This is a genomic window from Streptomyces sp. NPDC005899 (assembly GCF_040629645.1).
Lineage (GTDB): Bacteria > Actinomycetota > Actinomycetes > Streptomycetales > Streptomycetaceae > Streptomyces.
In genome coordinates this window covers 1-17,894 of sequence record NZ_JBEXWB010000101.1, presented here as the reverse complement: position 1 = coordinate 17,894, position 17,894 = coordinate 1, and the positions used below count along the sequence as shown (strand labels likewise).

17 protein-coding genes and 1 riboswitch are annotated in these 17,894 nt (G+C 70.8%); of the genes, 12 read left to right on the top strand and 5 right to left on the bottom strand.

What is annotated here, in order from left to right; all coding sequences use genetic code 11:
- Positions 1–339: 339 nt before the first annotated feature.
- From rpsB to ABZ371_RS14460, 11 genes are all read left to right on the top strand, one after another.
- The gene (rpsB, locus tag ABZ371_RS14510; protein WP_358678422.1) at positions 340–1,278 is read left to right on the top strand and encodes a 30S ribosomal protein S2; all 939 of its coding nucleotides are present in this window, start codon (positions 340–342) and stop codon (positions 1,276–1,278) included.
- 102 nt (positions 1,279–1,380) lie between these two features.
- Positions 1,381–2,217 (top strand): translation elongation factor Ts, encoded by an 837-nt coding sequence (gene tsf / locus ABZ371_RS14505; RefSeq protein ID WP_358678419.1) that lies wholly within the window; start codon positions 1,381–1,383, stop codon positions 2,215–2,217.
- A 160-nt stretch (positions 2,218–2,377) separates the two neighbouring features.
- Complete coding sequence (pyrH, locus tag ABZ371_RS14500) at positions 2,378–3,154, top strand: UMP kinase (RefSeq protein WP_358678416.1); 777 nt, start codon at positions 2,378–2,380, stop codon at positions 3,152–3,154.
- 115 nt (positions 3,155–3,269) lie between these two features.
- Entirely contained in the window at positions 3,270–3,827 is a 558-nt protein-coding gene (frr, locus tag ABZ371_RS14495) for a ribosome recycling factor (RefSeq protein WP_351276217.1), read from the top strand.
- A complete protein-coding gene (locus ABZ371_RS14490) occupies positions 3,827–4,912 on the top strand; it encodes a phosphatidate cytidylyltransferase (protein WP_358678413.1) in 1,086 nt (361 codons plus the stop codon). Before frr ends, ABZ371_RS14490 begins: the two co-directional genes overlap by 1 nt.
- Positions 4,913–5,175: 263 nt before the next feature.
- A complete protein-coding gene (locus ABZ371_RS14485; protein WP_358678410.1) occupies positions 5,176–5,436 on the top strand; it encodes a hypothetical protein in 261 nt (86 codons plus the stop codon).
- Positions 5,437–5,455: 19 nt separating this feature from the next.
- A complete protein-coding gene (locus tag ABZ371_RS14480) occupies positions 5,456–5,704 on the top strand; it encodes a hypothetical protein (protein ID WP_358678407.1) in 249 nt (82 codons plus the stop codon).
- A 187-nt stretch (positions 5,705–5,891) separates the two neighbouring features.
- A complete protein-coding gene (gene rlmN, locus ABZ371_RS14475) occupies positions 5,892–6,998 on the top strand; it encodes a 23S rRNA (adenine(2503)-C(2))-methyltransferase RlmN (RefSeq protein WP_358678404.1) in 1,107 nt (368 codons plus the stop codon).
- Between the two features lie 77 nt (positions 6,999–7,075).
- Positions 7,076–7,192, top strand: a riboswitch (TPP riboswitch).
- 70 nt (positions 7,193–7,262) lie between these two features.
- Positions 7,263–8,354, top strand: a complete 1,092-nt coding sequence (locus tag ABZ371_RS14470; protein ID WP_358678401.1) for a thiamine ABC transporter substrate-binding protein — start codon at positions 7,263–7,265, stop codon at positions 8,352–8,354.
- Between the two features lie 47 nt (positions 8,355–8,401).
- Complete coding sequence (locus tag ABZ371_RS14465) at positions 8,402–10,015, top strand: iron ABC transporter permease (RefSeq protein ID WP_358678398.1); 1,614 nt, start codon at positions 8,402–8,404, stop codon at positions 10,013–10,015.
- 2 nt (positions 10,016–10,017) lie between these two features.
- On the top strand, positions 10,018–11,043 hold the full coding sequence (locus tag ABZ371_RS14460; RefSeq protein WP_358678396.1) for an ABC transporter ATP-binding protein: 1,026 nt from the start codon (positions 10,018–10,020) through the stop codon (positions 11,041–11,043).
- Between the two features lie 75 nt (positions 11,044–11,118).
- Here the strand turns inward: ABZ371_RS14460 and ABZ371_RS14455 are convergent, their stop codons facing one another.
- From ABZ371_RS14455 to ABZ371_RS14435, 5 genes are all read right to left on the bottom strand, one after another.
- Positions 11,119–12,237: a Rossmann fold nucleotide-binding protein gene (locus ABZ371_RS14455; protein ID WP_358678393.1), complete on the bottom strand. Its 1,119-nt coding sequence runs from the start codon at positions 12,235–12,237 to the stop codon at positions 11,119–11,121.
- 34 nt (positions 12,238–12,271) lie between these two features.
- Positions 12,272–13,435 carry a hypothetical protein gene (locus tag ABZ371_RS14450; protein WP_358678390.1) on the bottom strand — a complete coding sequence of 388 codons (1,164 nt, stop codon included), beginning with the start codon at positions 13,433–13,435 and terminating at the stop codon, positions 12,272–12,274.
- On the bottom strand, positions 13,417–14,154 hold the full coding sequence (locus ABZ371_RS14445; protein WP_358678425.1) for an ATP-binding cassette domain-containing protein: 738 nt from the start codon (positions 14,152–14,154) through the stop codon (positions 13,417–13,419). The genes ABZ371_RS14450 and ABZ371_RS14445 overlap by 19 nt, the downstream gene beginning before the upstream one ends.
- 216 nt (positions 14,155–14,370) lie before the next feature.
- Positions 14,371–15,750, bottom strand: a complete 1,380-nt coding sequence (locus ABZ371_RS14440) for an aspartate aminotransferase family protein (protein WP_358678387.1) — start codon at positions 15,748–15,750, stop codon at positions 14,371–14,373.
- A complete protein-coding gene (locus tag ABZ371_RS14435; RefSeq protein WP_069170433.1) occupies positions 15,735–16,226 on the bottom strand; it encodes an Lrp/AsnC family transcriptional regulator in 492 nt (163 codons plus the stop codon). The genes ABZ371_RS14440 and ABZ371_RS14435 overlap by 16 nt, the downstream gene beginning before the upstream one ends.
- Positions 16,227–16,403: 177 nt before the next feature.
- Between ABZ371_RS14435 and ABZ371_RS14430 the strand changes: the two genes are divergently transcribed.
- Positions 16,404–17,843, top strand: a complete 1,440-nt coding sequence (locus ABZ371_RS14430) for a gamma-aminobutyraldehyde dehydrogenase (protein WP_358678384.1) — start codon at positions 16,404–16,406, stop codon at positions 17,841–17,843.
- Positions 17,844–17,894: the final 51 nt, after the last annotated feature.

Sequence of the window (17,894 nt, the reverse complement as noted above, 5' to 3'; positions counted from 1 at the left end):
GACGGCGGGGCCGGGTCCGCGGCGCGGGACCGCCAGTGGTTCGTCTCAGGTGTGCGGCGCATGGGCGAACGATCCACCCGACGGCCCGTACGGCGGGGATCATGGTCCGGATCTGTGGACAACCGACCGCTTGTGGACATCGCGGTCACCCGGCACCCGGCGGGTCCCGTACACTTCTTCTGGCGATCCGGGTCACCGGGTCGACTTCGCACGCCCCGCCACCTCCCTCTCAGCGGACGGTGGCAGCGCTCCTCGGTCCCTTGTGGCACGGCGCGTCGGGGCGTCAGGCGCGACAGCAATCCTGCGGTCGCGGAACCGAGTACCTCAAGGAGTACGGCCATGGCCGTCGTCACGATGCGGGAGCTGCTGGAAAGCGGCGTCCACTTCGGTCACCAGACCCGTCGCTGGAACCCGAAGATGAAGCGCTTCATCTTCACCGAGCGCAACGGCATCTACATCATCGACCTGCTCCAGTCGCTGTCGTACATCGACCGCGCCTACGAGTTCGTCAAGGAGACCGTCGCCCACGGCGGCTCCATCATGTTCGTGGGTACCAAGAAGCAGGCCCAGGAGGCCATCGCCGAGCAGGCGACGCGCGTCGGCATGCCGTACGTCAACCAGCGTTGGCTCGGTGGCATGCTCACCAACTTCTCCACCGTCTACAAGCGCCTTCAGCGTCTGAAGGAGCTCGAGCTCATCGACTTCGAGGACGTGGCCGCCTCCGGCCTCACCAAGAAGGAGCTCCTGGTCCTCTCCCGCGAGAAGGCCAAGCTGGAGAAGACCCTCGGTGGTATCCGCGAGATGCAGAAGGTGCCCAGCGCCGTCTGGATCGTCGACACCAAGAAGGAGCACATCGCCGTCGGTGAGGCGCGCAAGCTCCACATCCCGGTCGTCGCGATCCTCGACACCAACTGCGACCCCGACGAGGTCGACTACAAGATCCCGGGCAACGACGACGCGATCCGCTCCGTCACCCTGCTCACCCGCGTGATCGCCGACGCCGTCGCCGAGGGCCTCATCGCCCGTTCCGGTGCCGCCACCGGTGACTCGAAGCCGGGCGAGAAGGCCGCCGGCGAGCCCCTCGCCGAGTGGGAGCGCGACCTGCTCGAGGGCGAGAAGAAGGACGACGCGGAGGTCCAGTCCTCCGTCGAGACCGAGAAGGACGCCGACGCGGACGCCCAGCCGGCCGCCATCGCCGCCGAGCAGGACGAGGCCCCCGCCGCCGAGGCGCCGGCCGAGACCGCCGAGGCCGCTGCCGCGGACGCCGAGCAGGCCTGACACCCGTCAGTCACGGCTGAATGACGGCGGGGGCAGGTGCGCAGGCACCGCCCCCGCCGTTGACCCGTAGATCTTTCAGACTTCGAGAGAGAACACAGACTCATGGCGAACTACACCGCCGCTGACGTCAAGAAGCTCCGCGAGCTCACCGGCGCCGGCATGATGGACTGCAAGAAGGCGCTCGACGAGGCCGACGGCAACGTCGACGGCGCCGTCGAGGCGCTCCGTATCAAGGGCCAGAAGGGCGTCGCCAAGCGCGAGGGCCGTTCCGCCGAGAACGGTGCCGTCGTCTCCCTCATCTCCGAGGACAAGACGTCCGGCGTGCTCCTCGAGCTCAAGTGCGAGACGGACTTCGTCGCCAAGGGCGAGAAGTTCCAGACCGTCGCCAACACGCTGGCCGCGCACGTCGCCGCGACCTCCCCCGCCGACATCGAGACGCTCCTCGCGTCCGAGATCGAGGCCGGCAAGACCGTCCAGGCGTACGTGGACGAGGCCAACGCCAACCTCGGCGAGAAGATCGTCCTGGACCGCTTCGCGCAGTTCACCGGCGGTTACGTGGCCGCGTACATGCACCGCACGATGCCCGACCTCCCGCCGCAGGTCGGCGTCCTCGTCCAGCTGGACAAGGAGAACGCCGAGGTCGCCAAGGACGTCGCGCAGCACATCGCCGCCTTCGCCCCGAAGTACCTCAACCGCGACGAGGTCCCGGCCGAGACGGTCGAGAACGAGCGTCGCGTCGCCGAGGCCACCTCGCGCGAGGAGGGCAAGCCCGAGGCCGCCCTCCCGAAGATCGTCGAGGGTCGCGTCAACGGCTTCTTCAAGGACGTCGTCGTCCTCGAGCAGGCCTTCGCCAAGGACAACAAGAAGTCGGTCCAGAAGGTCCTGGACGAGGCCGGTGTCAGCCTGACGCGCTTCGCGCGTATCAAGGTCGGCATCTGAGTCCGTCCGCGAACAACGGTGGACCCGGATAGGGTCTGGTGCAGTCGTCCGGCCGCACTCACGCCGGACGACCGCAGATCTGACGAGGAGGCCATTGCCGCTGAGGGACGACAGACCCACCGGCAATGGCCTTCTTCGTATGTGCACGAGGAGAATCCCCATGAGCAAGGGCGCGGACGCCACACAGGGTGACCACAAGCGCGACGACGGCAAGATCTCCGGACGCTTCATGCTGAAGCTGTCCGGTGAGGCGTTCGCCGGCGGTGGGGGTCTCGGCGTCGACCCCGACGTCGTGCACGCCATCGCCCGCGAGATCGCCGCGGTCGTCCGGGACGGCGCGGAGATCGCCGTCGTCATCGGCGGCGGCAACTTCTTCCGCGGCGCCGAACTCCAGCAGCGCGGCATGGACCGGGCGCGGTCCGACTACATGGGCATGCTCGGCACGGTCATGAACTGCCTGGCGCTGCAGGACTTCCTGGAGAAGGAGGGCATCGACTCCCGCGTCCAGACCGCCATCACCATGGGCCAGGTCGCGGAGCCGTACATCCCGCTCCGGGCCGTCCGGCACCTGGAGAAGGGCCGGGTCGTGATCTTCGGCGCCGGTATGGGGATGCCGTACTTCTCCACGGACACGACCGCCGCCCAGCGCGCGCTGGAGATCGACGCCCAGGCGTTGCTGATGGGCAAGAACGGGGTGGACGGGGTCTACGACTCCGATCCGCGGACCAACCCCGGGGCGGTGAAGTTCGACGCCCTGGAGTACGGCGAGGTGATCGCCCGCGACCTCAAGGTCGCCGACGCGACGGCCATCACCCTCTGCCGTGACAACCAGCTGCCCATTCTCGTCTTCGAGCTGACCGCCGAGGGCAATATCGCGCGCGCCGTCAAGGGTGAGAAGATCGGCACGCTCGTGAGCGACCGCAGCACCCGGGCCTGACGGCCCACAGGATGGACAACGGCCTGCCGGTCGGACACCGTGCAGGTGAGGACGCGACGCAGGATCCGCAGGGCCCGGCGATGCCGGGCCCACCCGAGACACGCAGGAGCACGTGGTGATCGAAGAAATCCTCCTCGAGGCCGAGGAGAAGATGGAGAAGGCCGTCGTCGTCGCCAAAGAGGACTTTGCCGCGATCCGCACCGGCCGTGCGCACCCGGCGATGTTCAACAAGATCGTCGCCGACTACTACGGGGCGCTGACCCCCATCAACCAGCTCGCCTCGTTCTCGGTCCCCGAGCCCCGGATGGCCGTGGTGACCCCGTTCGACAAGACCGCACTGCGCAACATCGAGCAGGCGATCCGTGACTCCGACCTCGGAGTCAACCCCAGCAACGACGGCAACATCATCCGTGTGACGTTCCCCGAGCTGACGCAGGACCGCCGCAAGGAGTTCATCAAGGTCGCCAAGACCAAGGCCGAGGACTCCAAGATCTCGATCCGCTCCATCCGCCGCAAGGCCAAGGAGACGCTCGACAAGCTCGTCAAGGACAAGGAGTCCGGCGAGGACGAGGTCCGCCGTGCGGAGAAGGAGCTCGACGACACCACCGCGAAGTACGTCGCACAGGTGGACGAGCTGCTCAAGCACAAGGAAGCCGAGCTGCTCGAAGTCTGATGAACGACTCCTCCTGGGGCGCCCCGCAGGGAGCCGGTTCCTGGGGTGCGCCCGAGATGGGGGCCGCTCCGGCGGGTCCCGCTCACGATGTGCACGGCGCCCAGCAGACTCGGCCCATGCCCATCGTGCCGGACGTTCCCGACGCAGGTAGAGACGCTGACGACCGCGAGGACCGGAACGGGGACGCCGCGCACGTCAGCGGCCCCCTGTTCCGTGACGAGAAGCCGCAGGTGCCCATGTCCAGCCCCGTGCAGCCGTCCCCGCCGAAGAAGCGTGCGGGGCGTGATCTGCGTGCGGCCATAGGGGTCGGCGTGGGGCTCGGCGCGGTGGTCGCGGGCTCGCTGTTCGTCGTGAAGGCGGTCTTCGTCGGCGTGGTGGTGCTGGCGGTGGTCGTCGGCCTCTGGGAGCTCACCTCGCGTCTCGAGGAGCGCAAGGGGATCAACGCCCCCCTCGTGCCGCTCGCCGTGGGTGGAGCCGCCATGGTGATCGCCGGGTACGTGCGGGAGGCGGAGGGCGCGTGGGTCGCCATGGCCCTGACGGCGCTCGCGGTGCTCGTGTGGCGGATGACTCAGCCGCCCGAGGGCTACCTCAAGGACGTCACGGCCGGCGTCTTCGCCGTCTTCTACGTGCCGTTCCTGGCGACGTTCGTCGCCATGATGCTCACCGCCGACGACGGCGCGTGGCGGGTGCTGACCTTCCTGCTGCTCACGGTGGTCAGTGACACGGGCGCGTACGCGGTCGGCTGGCGCTTCGGCACGCACAAACTCGCCCCGCGCATCAGCCCGGGGAAGACCCGCGAGGGCCTGCTCGGGGCGGTCGGCTTCGCGATGGTCGCCGGCGCGCTGTGCATGCACTTCCTCATCGACGACGGCGAGTGGTGGCAGGGGCTGCTGCTGGGCCTGGCGGTCGCCGCCAGCGCGACCCTCGGCGACCTGGGTGAGTCCATGATCAAGCGGGATCTCGGGATCAAGGACATGGGCACGCTGCTGCCCGGTCACGGCGGCATCATGGACCGCCTCGACTCGCTGCTGCCGACGGCGCCGGTCGTCTGGCTGCTGCTGGTGCTGTTCGTCGGATCCGGCTGAGCCGAGCAGCGACCTCCCGCTTCGCTCGCCCACGGGGCCCGCCGTCCACCCGGACGGCGGGCCCCGTCCGTGCGTGCTCAAGGTGCCGGGGCCCGGCAGCTCCTCCCGGAACCGTACGGCCGGGAACAGCCCGAGCCACTCCGCACCGCCGGGGAGGCCCACGGGAAGCCTGGTGCTCTCGTGGCGGCCGGCGCGGGGCTGGGACGGTCACGGTGGGGTACCCGGTGGGTGACAGAGGGTAGGAGTCCCTTTCCGAGGAGGACGTGCCGTGCGCGCTGAAGCTCTGGCTCGACCGTAGTCTCACCGCTCAGGCGATCCTGGTCCTCGTCCTCGGAGTGGGAGCCAACGCCCTGTTCCGCCGGGACGGGCACATCGGCTGGTGGGTGATCCGGACAGCGGTCTTCACCGCCGTCGCCATCGGCATCGTGGCCGCCCAGCGCCGCAGGACCGGCCGCGCGGTCGGCACCGGCCCCCGCGGGATCGCCGAGCTCAACCGCCGGATACGGCCGGGAGGTGCCGAGTGATCCGCAGACGCGGGCGAGCATGCGCAGGCTCGTCGACGAGCAGCTGGGACGCATGGAGCAGGCCGGGCGGTGGCTTCCGTACTGGCTGGCCTCCTTGGGCCTGATCGCGGCCGGCCTGCTCGTGCTGGGCACCGTCTCCGGCTCACCGGCGGGTCCGGTGGCCTGTGCCGTCGCGACGGCCGCGTTCTGCTGCTGGGTCCCGTGGATGCGCCGCCGCACCCTGGCGCGGTACCGCAGCATGAGGACCGCGCTTCACGGCGAGGTCTGACGGGCGCATGCCGGGCAGGGCGGCTCTGGCCGTGGGATCCGTCACGCCCATCCCGTGCCCGTGGGCCGTGTGCGGGCCGTGGAACGCCACCGGCCACGGCCGACACCGCTCGTGCGCGGTGTCCGCGTCGTGCCCGGTCCTGCGGCGGACCTGAGTGTTCCGGCACGTCTGCGACACTGGAGGAACCATGCCTAAGCCCGGAGAACTCACTTTCGTCGCGCCCCGCGGAGCCAAGAGGCCGCCGCGGCATCTCGCCGACCTCACGCCCGACGAGCGCAAGGAAGCAGTTGCCGCGATCGGCGAGAAGCCCTTCCGCGCCAAGCAGCTGTCGCAGCACTACTTCGCGCGGTACGCGCACGACCCGGCGGAGTGGACCAACATTCCGGCCGGATCGCGGGACAAGCTCGCCGAGGCGATGTTCCCCGACCTCATGTCCGTCGTGCGCCACATCAGCTGCGACGACGACACCACCCGCAAGACGCTCTGGAAGCTGCACGACGGGACGCTCGTCGAGTCCGTCCTCATGCGCTACCCGGACCGGGTGACCATGTGCATCTCGTCGCAGGCCGGATGCGGGATGAACTGCCCGTTCTGCGCGACCGGGCAGGCAGGACTGGACCGCAACCTGTCGACGGCCGAGATCGTGCACCAGATCGTCGACGGGATGCGGGCGCTGCGTGACGGAGAGGTCCCGGGCGGACCGGCGCGGCTGTCCAACATCGTCTTCATGGGCATGGGCGAGCCCCTGGCGAACTACAAGCGGGTGGTCGGGGCGATCCGCCGGCTGACGGACCCGGAGCCGGACGGTCTCGGGCTCTCCCAGCGGGGGATCACCGTGTCGACGGTGGGCCTCGTGCCGGCCATGCTGCGTTTCGCCGACGAGGGGTTCAAGTGCCGCCTCGCCGTCTCCCTGCACGCCCCGGACGACGAGCTGCGCGACACGCTCGTCCCCGTGAACACGCGGTGGAAGGTGAGGGAGGTCCTGGACGCGGCCTGGGAGTACGCGGAGAAGTCGGGCCGCCGCATCTCCATCGAGTACGCGCTGATCCGCGACATCAACGACCAGGCGTGGCGGGGCGACCGGCTCGGCCGGCTGCTCAACGGGAAGCGTGTGCACGTCAACCTGATCCCGCTGAACCCGACGCCCGGCTCGAAGTGGACCGCCTCGCGGCCCGAGGACGAGAAGGCCTTCGTCGAGGCGATCGCGGCTCACGGCGTGCCGGTCACGGTCCGGGACACCCGCGGCCAGGAGATCGACGGCGCCTGCGGGCAGCTGGCGGCCGCCGAGCGCTGAGACGTGCGTTCCGGCGGGCGTGATCCGGCCGTCGGGGCTTGATCCGGCCGGTGTAGCCTGGTGCGGAAATCAACTTCATATTCCGACAGGGGAGCGCCACAGCGCTGAGAGTGCGGCACCGAGGACAGGTCGGCCGCAGACCCTCTGAACCTCGCCCGGGTCATTCCGGGTAGGAAGTTCGGACTTTACTCAAGCTGTTGCGCCCTGCCCGCTCGCCGAGCGGGCGGGGCCGCGTCTCTTCCTGGTCATCCCAGGAGGAATCACATGAACACCACCACCAAGTGCGCGGCGACGGTTCTCGCCGCGGCCCTCGGGGCCGCGGTGCTGGCGGGCTGCGGGGACTCCGACGGCAAGGAGTCCGGCGCCTCGGGCTCCGGCTCGAAGACGGTCACCCTGGTCAGCCACGACTCGTTCAACGTGTCGGACGCCGTCCTGAAGGCGTTCACCGCCGAGACCGGCTACAAGGTCAAGGTGCTCAAGAGCGGCGACGCCGGAGCCGCCCTCAACCAGGAGATCCTGACCAAGGGCTCCCCCCGCGGCGACGTGTTCTTCGGCGCCGACAACACGCTGCTCTCGCGCGCCCTCGACAACGGCCTGTTCACACCGTACGAGGCGAAGGGCCTGGACCGCGTCGCCGCCGACACCCGGCTCGACGGCAAGCACCGGGTCATGCCCGTCGACACCGGCGACATCTGCGTCAACTACGACAAGAAGTACTTCGCCGACAGGAAGCTCGACCCGCCGAAGTCCTTCGACGACCTGCTGAAGCCGGCGTACAAGAACCTCCTCGTCACCGAGAACGCCGCGACGTCGTCACCCGGTCTCGGTTTCCTCCTCGGCACGGTGGCGGTCCACGGTGAGTCCGGCTACCAGGACTACTGGAAGAAGCTGAAGGACAACGGCGTCAAGGTCGTCGACGGCTGGGAACAGGCCTACAACGAGGAGTTCTCCGGCTCCGCGGGCGGCAGGAAGGCCAAGGCCGACCGCCCGCTCGTCGTCTCGTACGCCTCCAGCCCGCCCGTCGAGGTGCTGTACGCCGATCCGCAGCCCGCCGAGGCCCCGACCGGTGTCGCCACCGGTACCTGCTTCCGCCAGATCGAGTTCGCCGGCCTGCTGAAGGGCGCCGCGAACGAGGCGGGGGGCAAGGCACTGCTGGACTTCATGATCAGCAAGAGGTTCCAGGAGGACATGCCGCTCAACATGTTCGTGAACCCGGTCGTGAAGGACGCCGAACTGCCGGAGATCTTCACGAAGTTCGGCGCGGCCGTCGACAAGCCGGCGACCGTGGACCCGGAGAAGATCGCCAAGAACCGTGAGCAGTGGGTCCAGTCGTGGTCCTCGCTCGTCGTGAAGTAGCGGCCCGGCCCCCACGCGGGGGGAGTGCGGCCGTACGGCTCGGTCTCATGGCCGTGCCCGTCGCGTTCTTCGGGGTGTTCTTCGCCTACCCGGTCGTCGCCATCGTCGGCCGGGGGCTGAAGGCGGACGGTGTCTGGCGGTTCGGCCGGATCGGTACGGTGCTGAGCCGGCCGGACATCCTCGACGTCCTGTGGTTCACCACCTGGCAGGCGCTCGCCTCGACGGCGCTCACCCTGCTGATCGCCCTGCCGGGGGCCTATGTCTTCGCCCGGTTCGACTTCCCCGGCAAGCAGCTGCTGCGGGCGGTGGTGACCGTGCCGTTCGTCCTGCCGACCGTCGTCGTGGGGACGGCGTTCCTCGCACTGCTGGGACGCGGCGGCTTCCTCGACGAGCTCTGGGGCGTCCGGCTCGACACGACGGTGTGGGCGATCCTCCTCGCCCACGTGTTCTTCAACTACGCGGTCGTCGTACGGACGGTCGGCGGTCTGTGGGCGCAGCTCGACCCCCGCCAGGAGGAGGCGGCCCGGGTGCTCGGGGCCGGCCGCCTCGCCGCCTGGAGGCGGGTCACCCTGCCCGCGCTGGCCCCGGCGGTGGCCGCCGCGGCCCTGATGGTCTTCCTCTTCACCTTCACCTCCTTCGGAGTCGTCCAGATCCTCGGCGGTCCGGCCTACTCCACGCTGGAGGTCGAGATCTACCGGCAGACCGCCCAGCTGCTCGACCTGCCGACGGCCGCCGTACTGACCCTGGTGCAGTTCGCGGCGGTCGCCGGGATCCTGGCGGTGCACGCCTGGACCGTGCGGCGCCGGGAGACGGCCCTGCGGCTCGTCGACCCGTCCCGGACGGCCCGGCCGCCACGCGGGGCCGGGCAGCGTGCGCTGCTCGGCGGCGTCCTGCTGACGGTGCTCCTCCTCGTCCTGCTGCCGCTCGGCGTGCTCGTGGAACGCTCCCTGGACACGTCCGGCGGCCACGGCTTCGGGTTCTACCGGGCGCTGCGGTCCGCCGACGCGAACGGCTCCACCTTCCTCGTGCCGCCCCTCGACGCCATCGGGAACTCCCTGCGCTACGCGCTGGTCGCGACACTCGTCGCCCTGCTGGTCGGAGGGCTCGCGGCAGCGGCCCTGACGAGGCGGGCGGGACCGCTGGTGCGCGGCTTCGACGCCCTGCTGATGCTGCCGCTCGGAGTGTCGGCGGTGACCGTGGGCTTCGGCTTCCTCATCACCCTCGACGAGCCGCCGCTCGACCTCCGTACGTCCTGGATCCTCGTCCCCCTCGCCCAGGCCCTGGTGGGCGTCCCGTTCGTCGTGCGGACCATGCTGCCCGTCCTGCGCGCCGTGGACGACCGGCTCCGGGAGGCCGCCGCGGTGCTCGGGGCCTCGCCGCTGCGGGCCTGGCGCGAGGTGGACCTTCCGCTGGTGCGGCGGGCGGTGCTGGTGGCGGCCGGTTTCGCCTTCGCCGTGTCCCTCGGTGAGTTCGGCGCGACCGTGTTCATCGCCCGGCCTGACAACCCGACCCTGCCGGTGGCGGTGGCCAGGCTGCTGGGGCGGTCCGGGGAGCTCAACTACGGCCAGGCCATGGCCCTCAGCACGATCCTGATGCTCGTCTGCGCGGTGGCGCTGCTCCTGCTCGAACGTATCCGCACCGACCGATCCGGGGAGTTCTAGAGATGCTGGCAGTGGAGTCGGCCACGGTCCGGTTCGGGGGGCGGACCGCTCTGGACGCCGTGGACCTGGAGGTCGCCGACCACGAGATCGTCTGTGTGCTCGGGCCCAGCGGCAGCGGCAAGTCGACATTGCTGCGGGCCGTCGCCGGGCTGCAGCGCCTGGACGGCGGGCGGGTGCTTTTGGACGGCGCCGACCAGCGGCGGGTGCCCGTGCACCGGCGCGGGCTCGGCCTGATGTTCCAGGACCACCAGCTGTTCCCGCACCGGGACGTCGGCGCCAACGTCGCCTTCGGCCTGCGGATGCGCGGGGTGTCCCGGGCGGAGCGGGACCGCACGGCCGGCGAGCTGCTGGATCTCGTCGGTCTGCCGGGAGCGGGCCGACGGGCCGTCGCCGCCCTGTCCGGCGGCGAGCAGCAACGGGTCGCCCTGGCGCGGGCGCTGGCGCCCCGGCCGAAGCTGCTGATGCTGGACGAGCCGCTGGGGCAGCTGGACCGGAGCCTGCGCGAACGTCTCGTCGTCGAACTGCGCACCCTCTTCGGCCGGCTGGGCACGACGGTGCTCGCCGTGACGCACGACCAGGGCGAGGCCTTCGCGCTCGCCGACCGGGTCGTCGTCATGCGGGACGGCGGGATCGCCCAGGAGGGGGCCCCGCTGGAGGTCTGGCAGAAGCCGGCATCCGCCTTCGTCGCCCGGTTCCTCGGTTTCGACAACGTGGTGGACGCGCTCGTCACGGGCCGGACCGCCGACACCGTCTGGGGCGAGGTGCCGGTGGCCGAGGGGTCTGCCCAGGGCCCGTGCGAATTGCTGGTCCGGCCGGGCGGCGTGCGGATCGGCGGCCCGCGGGACGGGCTGCGCTGCACCGTGGGCGTACGCACCTTCCGCGGCCATCACGTGGCCGTCACCCTGCACCCCGCCCGCGGCCCCGCGCTGGAGGCCCAGTGCGGCCTGCGGGACACCCCGGACGAGGGCGCGGTGGTCGGCGTGACGTTCGACGCGGCGGAGACGGTGGTGCTGGAGCCGGCCGCCTGACGCGGCTCGGCCCGGCAGCCCCGGACGTCGGCCGCGCCGCTCCGGCACGCCGGCCACCGCCCCGGGGGCGGCAGGTCAGCCGGTCAGCCGGGCGAGCGCCGCGGGTGCCTCCTCGACCGTGTCGACGAGCGCGATCCGCGACTCCATCGCGCGTCCGGCGGCCAGGGCGCTCAGCAGCGGCCAGGCCGGCAGCTTCTCCGTCCAGTGCGCACGGTTCACCAGCACCATCGGCGTGGGCGCCGAACGCGACTCGTAGTAGTTCGGCGTCGCGTTGTCGAAGATCTCCTGCACGGTCCCGGCGGCACCCGGCAGGAAGATCACACCGGCGGTCGAGCGGGCCAGCAGCCCGTCCTCGCGCACCGCGTTCGCGAAGTACTTGGCTATGTGGTCCGCGAAGGCGTTCGGGGGTTCGTGGCCGTAGAACCACGTCGGGATCGCGACCGAGGAGCCGCCGTCGGGCCACCGCTCCCGCACGGCGAAGGCGGCCCGCGCCCAGTCGGTGACCGACGGATCGAACGACGGCGCCGAGGCGAGCAGTTCGCACGCCTTGAGCAGCATCGCGTCGGAGTGCGGAGCGGCGTACGCCCCGAGGTTGGCCGCCTCCATGGCCCCCGGGCCGCCGCCCGTCGCCACGGTCAGGCCGCTGCGGGCCAGGGTCCTGCCGAGGACGGCCGCCCCCTGGTAGGCCGCGCTCCCGCGGGCCATGGCGTGGCCGCCCATGACGCCCACGACCCGGGCACCGCCGAGGTGTTCGTCCAGGGCGTCGGAGACGGCGTCGTCGTGGAGCGCCCTCAGCATCGAGGCGAAGACGTCACCGTCCGCCCCGGTCCGCCGGAACCAGCGGTAGGCGAGCGCGTCCGGCGTCGCCTCGTAACCGCCCTCCGCCAGGCCCTCGTACAGGGCTTGCGGGGTGTAGAGCAGCCCCCGGTACGGGTCGAACGGCAGTCCGGGCACCGGGGGGAAGACGAACGCCCCGTCCGCCCGCGCCTTGGTCTCCGCGCCGGCGTCCATCCGGCAGCCGAGGAAGACGGCGCCCCGGGTGTCGGTCGCGAGCAGCGAGGGGCCACGGTCCGTCAGGTCGACGGACTGGATCCGGTGCCCGGCCAGCGTCCCTGCGGCGACCGCCAGGTCGAATGCGGCGAGGGTCTCTATCTCGACGCCGGGCGCGTAGGTGTTCTCGTCCGTGTTCTCCACGCCGCCATGCTACGGACCGGGTTCGCGCGGGCCGTCACCCCGTCAGCGGCAGCGCCGCCAGCTCCGCGATCACCCAGGTCAGCGGGGCGAAGACGACCAGCAGCACCAGGGCGCGCAGCGCGGTCGCCGAACGGAGCGCGGCGGCGGGCGTGCCGAGCCGCAGCAGGGTCTCGGCCGTCCGGGCCCGGGCCTGCCGCGCCTCCAGGGCGGAGGTCAGCAGCGTCGCCGTCGTACAGCCGAGGACGAGTGCGGCGCCGAGCGCGGTGAGCGGTCCGAAGGGGCGGGGCCCGTCCGTGTACAGCGCCGCGGCCGCCACCACGCCCGACAGGACCGCGCAGACGATCCCGAGGGGGCGGCCGATCCTGCACGCCTCGTCCATCAGCACCCGGCCCGCCAGCAGGCGTACGGCGCCGGGGTGGCCCCTCTGGAGCAGCCGCCCGCACAGGTAGGTGAGGCCGGGCCCGGCCATGGCGAGGCCGATCGCGGTCAGGACCCAGCCCGCGAGCACGCTCGCCGGTGTCGAGTCGAGCCGTCCGGGCAGCGGGAAGGCGCCGTCCGGAGTGCCGCGGCTCGTGTACGCCTCGACGGCCAGACCGGCGGCCGCGAGCGCGACGCCCCACGGCAGCCCTCCGGGCGCGGCGGCCGGGGCGAGCAGCTCCTCCGCCTCCTGGGCGCCGGACGGGGCGACGGGCCGCTTGCGCAGCGCCAGCCCGCCGGCCGCGGCGGAGGCCAGTGGCGCCAGCGAGAGCAGGGTGAGCGCCGCCCCGAGGGGCAACGGTGTGCCCGCGCCCAGGAACTCGGCCGCGCCGCCGTCGAACGGCAGCCCGGCCAGGTCCCCGCGGAGATGCAGGAAGAGGAGCAGTGCCACCACCGATCCGAGTGCGGTGGACACCGCGGTGGAAGCGGCCGCGAGGAGGGACAGCCGTACCGGTCCGAGGCCCGCGGCGAAGAGCCCGGGGCGCGGGCGGGTGCTCGGGTCCGTGCGCGCCACCGCGACCGCGAACTGGACGGTGGCGGCCAGCGGCACCACGCACCACAGCAGCCGGAGTACGGAGCTCGACGCGTGCGCCGGGTGCCCGGAGGCGTACCCGAGGGTGCACAGGAGCAGGAAGCCGACCCCCGCCGACGCCGAGGCGAGCAGCAGCCGCCGCACCAGGACCAGGGGGTGGGAGCCGCGGGTCAGACGGAGAGCGAGCACGCCGAGCGGCCTTCCGTATCGGTCGCGGCGGGCTGGGTGACGCCGGTGACCCGGCGGCCGTCGAGCAGGGCGACGGTGCGGTCGGCGAGGGCGGCGGTCTCGGTGTCGTGGGTGGCGAGCACGACGGTGATGCCGTGGGACCGCGTGGCGGTGGTGAGGGTGCGCAGCAGTTGCGCGCCCTCGGCCCGGTGGAGCGAGGCGGTCGGCTCGTCGGCGAAGATCACGGACGGCGAGGCGGTCAGCGCGCGTGCGACCGAGATCCGCTGGCGCTGGGCCTGGAGCAGGGTGTGCGGCCGCTCCTCGGCGAGCGGGCCGATGTCGAGACGGTCCAGCCACTCGGCCGCGGCCTTCTTCGCGGCCCGGTGGGAGACACCGCGCAGCAGCAGCGGCAGGGCGGCGTTCTCCCAGGTGGTCAGCTCCGGTACGAGCTGCGGATCGGCCGCGATCCAGCCGAAGCGGTCGCGGCGCAGCTGCTCACGCATCCGGGGCCCCATGGTGTGCACGGGGACGCCGTTGAACCAGACCTCGCCCTCCTGGGGCACCAGCTGGCCGGAGAGGCAGTGCAGGAGCGTGGTCTTCCCGCTGCCGCGCGGCCCCGTCACGGCGAGGATCTCACCGTCCCGGACGTCGAGGGACACGCCCCCGAGGGCCGGCGATCCGTTGTGGGAGTGCTGCAGGGAACGCGCCCACAGCATGTCGTTGTCCGACGGGGCAACCATGGCGTACACCTCGGTTCGGATCAGATCTCGCATCCCCCGTACGGGGGAAGCGAAGACAGGCCGATCGGTCACAGGGCACGCTAGGTAGTAGGACCGGAGTGTCGGCACAGCACGCGGCCCGGACGCCCTTCTTCTCACTCGAAAGGGTGCATCCGGGCCGCGGTCGACCGTATGAGATGACTGCCGGATCGGTGACGCCGGCCGCCGGGGCGTCGGTCAGAGCTTCGTCCAGGCCTCCGTCAGGACGGTCCGCAGGATCCCCTCGATCTCGTCGAAGGTGGACTGGTCGGAGATCAGCGGCGGCGCGAGCTGGACGACCGGGTCACCGCGGTCGTCGGCCCGGCAGTAGAGGCCGTTGTCGTACAGCGCCTTGGAGAGGAAGCCGTACAGGACGCGCTCGGTCTCCTCGTCGGTGAACGTCTCCTTGGTGGCCTTGTCCTTGACGAGCTCGATGCCGTAGAAGAAGCCGTTGCCGCGTACGTCGCCGACGATCGGCAGGTCGTGCAGCTTGCGCAGCGTGGTGAGGAAGGCGTTCTCGTTGTCGAGCACGTGCTGGTTGAGGCCCTCGCGCTCGAAGATGTCGAGGTTGGCGAGGGCGACCGCGGCGGAGACGGGGTGGCCGCCGAAGGTGTAACCGTGCAGGAAGGTGTTGTCGCCCTCGTAGAACGGCTCGGCCACCCGGTCGGAGATGACGCAGGCACCGATGGGGGAGTAGCCCGACGTCATGCCCTTGGCGCAGGTGATCATGTCCGGTACGTAGCCGAACTTGTCGCAGGCGAACATCGTGCCGAGGCGGCCGAAGGCGCAGATGACCTCGTCGGAGACGAGCAGCACGTCGTACCGGTCGCATATCTCGCGCACGCGCTGGAAGTATCCGGGCGGCGGCGGGAAGCAGCCGCCGGCGTTCTGCACGGGCTCCAGGAAGACCGCGGCGACGGTGTCGGGGCCCTCGAAGAGGATCTCCTGCTCGATCTGGTCGGCGGCCCAGCGGCCGAAGGCCTCCGGGTCGTCGCCGAAGAGCGGGGCGCGGTAGATGTTGGTGTTGGGCACCTTGTGCGCGCCGGGCACCAGCGGTTCGAAGGGTGCCTTGAGGGCCGGCAGGCCGGTGATGGACAGCGCGCCCTGCGGGGTGCCGTGGTAGGCGACCGCGCGCGAGATGACCTTGTACTTGGTCGGCTTGCCCTTGAGCTTGAAGTACTGCTTCGCCAGCTTCCAGGCCGTCTCTACGGCCTCGCCGCCGCCGGTCGTGAAGAAGACCTTGTTCAGGTCGCCCGGGGCGTAGTCCGCGAGGCGCTCGGCGAGTTCCACGGCCTTCGGGTGGGCGTACGACCACACCGGGAAGAAGGCCAGCTCCTGCCCCTGCTTGTACGCCGTCTCGGCGAGCTCGTGGCGGCCGTGGCCGGCGTTGACCACGAACAGGCCGGAGAGGCCGTCGAGGTAGCGCTTGCCCTGGTCGTCGTAGATGTAGGTGCCCTCGCCCCGCACGATGGTGGGAACGGGCGCGTTCTCGTAGTCCGACATGCGGGTGAAGTGCATCCACAGGTGGTCGTACGCGGTTCGGCTCAGGTCCTTGCTCACGGCTATCGGGTTCCCCACATATAGGTCTGCTTCTTGAGCTTGAGGTAGACGAAGCTCTCGGTGGAGCGCACACCGGGGATGGCCCGGATGCGTTTGTTGATCGTCTCCAGCAGGTGGTCGTCGTCCTCGCAGACGATCTCCACCATCAGGTCGAAGGAGCCCGCGGTCATGACCACGTACTCGCACTCGGCCATGGCCGCCAGGGCCTCGGCCACGGGGTCGAGGTCGCCCTCGACGTTGATGCCGACCATCGCCTGGCGCCGCAGCCCCACGGTGAGCGGGTCAGTGACGGCGACGATCTGCATCACGCCCTGGTCGAGCAGCTTCTGCACGCGCTGGCGCACAGCCGCTTCGGAGAGGCCGACGGCCTTGCCGATCGCGGCGTACGGACGGCGTCCGTCCTCCTGGAGCTGCTCGATGATCGCGAGGGATACGGCATCGACCGCTGGTGACGATCCGTTCCCGGTCCTGGAGTCTGCGCTACGACTGGCCACGCACCCACTCTGCACCGGGACTCGTCTGTCTGGCAACCCCGAACCGATGTAATTCGTTGTCTGACTGCTCGTTTCTCACTGAATCCGAAGTTGCCGGGGGTTGGGTATGTCGAAAGCGTCACCGAACCGATTAGGGTGGATGTCTCACCCATCGGACAGCCGACAGGAGGGGTGGTTGTGACCACCGAGGTGCGCCGTCTGCGCAACTACATCAACGGAGAGTTCCGGGACGCCGCGGACGGGCGGACCATCGACGTGGTCAACCCGGTGACGGAAGAGGTCTACGCGACCTCCCCGCTCTCCGGCCAGGCCGACGTCGATGCCGCCATGGACGCCGCCGCGGCCGCGTTCCCCGCCTGGCGGGACGTGACGCCCGCCGAGCGCCAGAAGGCCCTGCTGAAGATCGCGGACGCCTTCGAGGAGCGCGCGGAGGACCTCATCGCGGCGGAGTCGGAGAACACCGGCAAGCCGCTGGAGCTCACCCGTACCGAAGAGATCCCGCCGATGGTGGACCAGATCCGCTTCTTCGCGGGTGCCGCCCGGCTGCTGGAGGGCCGCTCGGCCGGCGAGTACATGGAGGGCCTGACCTCCATCGTGCGCCGCGAGCCGGTCGGCGTCTGCGCCCAGGTCGCCCCGTGGAACTACCCGATGATGATGGCCGTCTGGAAGTTCGCCCCGGCGCTCGCCGCCGGCAACACCGTCGTCATCAAGCCGTCCGACACCACCCCGGCGTCGACCGTGCTGATCGCGGAGATCATCGGGCAGATCCTGCCCAAGGGGGTCTTCAACGTCATCTGCGGCGACCGGGACACGGGCCGCGCGATGGTCGAGCACCCGATCCCGGCCATGGCCTCGATCACCGGTTCCGTACGGGCCGGCATGCAGGTCGCCGAGTCCGCGGCCAAGGACGTCAAGCGCGTCCACCTGGAGCTCGGCGGCAAGGCGCCGGTCGTCGTGTTCGAGGACGCGGACATCCCCAAGGCGGTCGAGGGCATCTCCGTCGCCGGCTACTTCAACGCCGGCCAGGACTGCACCGCGGCGACCCGCGTCATGGTCCACGAGTCGATCCACGACGAGTTCGTCGCCGCTCTGGCCACGGCGGCCGCCGACACGAAGACCGGTGCGCCGGACGACGAGGACGTGCTCTACGGCCCGCTCAACAACGCCAACCAGCTGAAGCAGGTCAGCGGGTTCATCGAGCGGCTCCCCGCGCACGCCAAGGTCGAGGCGGGCGGCCACCGGGTCGGCGACAAGGGCTACTTCTACGCCCCGACCGTCGTCTCCGGCCTCCGGCAGGACGACGAGATCATCCAGCACGAGGTCTTCGGTCCCGTGATCACCGTCCAGTCCTTCACGGACGAGGCGCAGGCGCTCACCTACGCCAACGGCGTGGAGTACGCGCTGGCCTCCTCGGTGTGGACGAAGAACCACGCCCGCGCGATGCGGATGTCCAAGAACCTCGACTTCGGCTGTGTGTGGATCAACACCCACATCCCGCTCGTCGCCGAGATGCCGCACGGCGGGTTCAAGAAGTCCGGCTACGGCAAGGACCTCTCCGCGTACGGCTTCGAGGACTACACGCGCATCAAGCACGTCATGACGTCGCTCGACGACTGACGCCCCGCCCCGCGGCGGGCACGCGAACGGCCCCGGGCTCCGGTCGGGGGC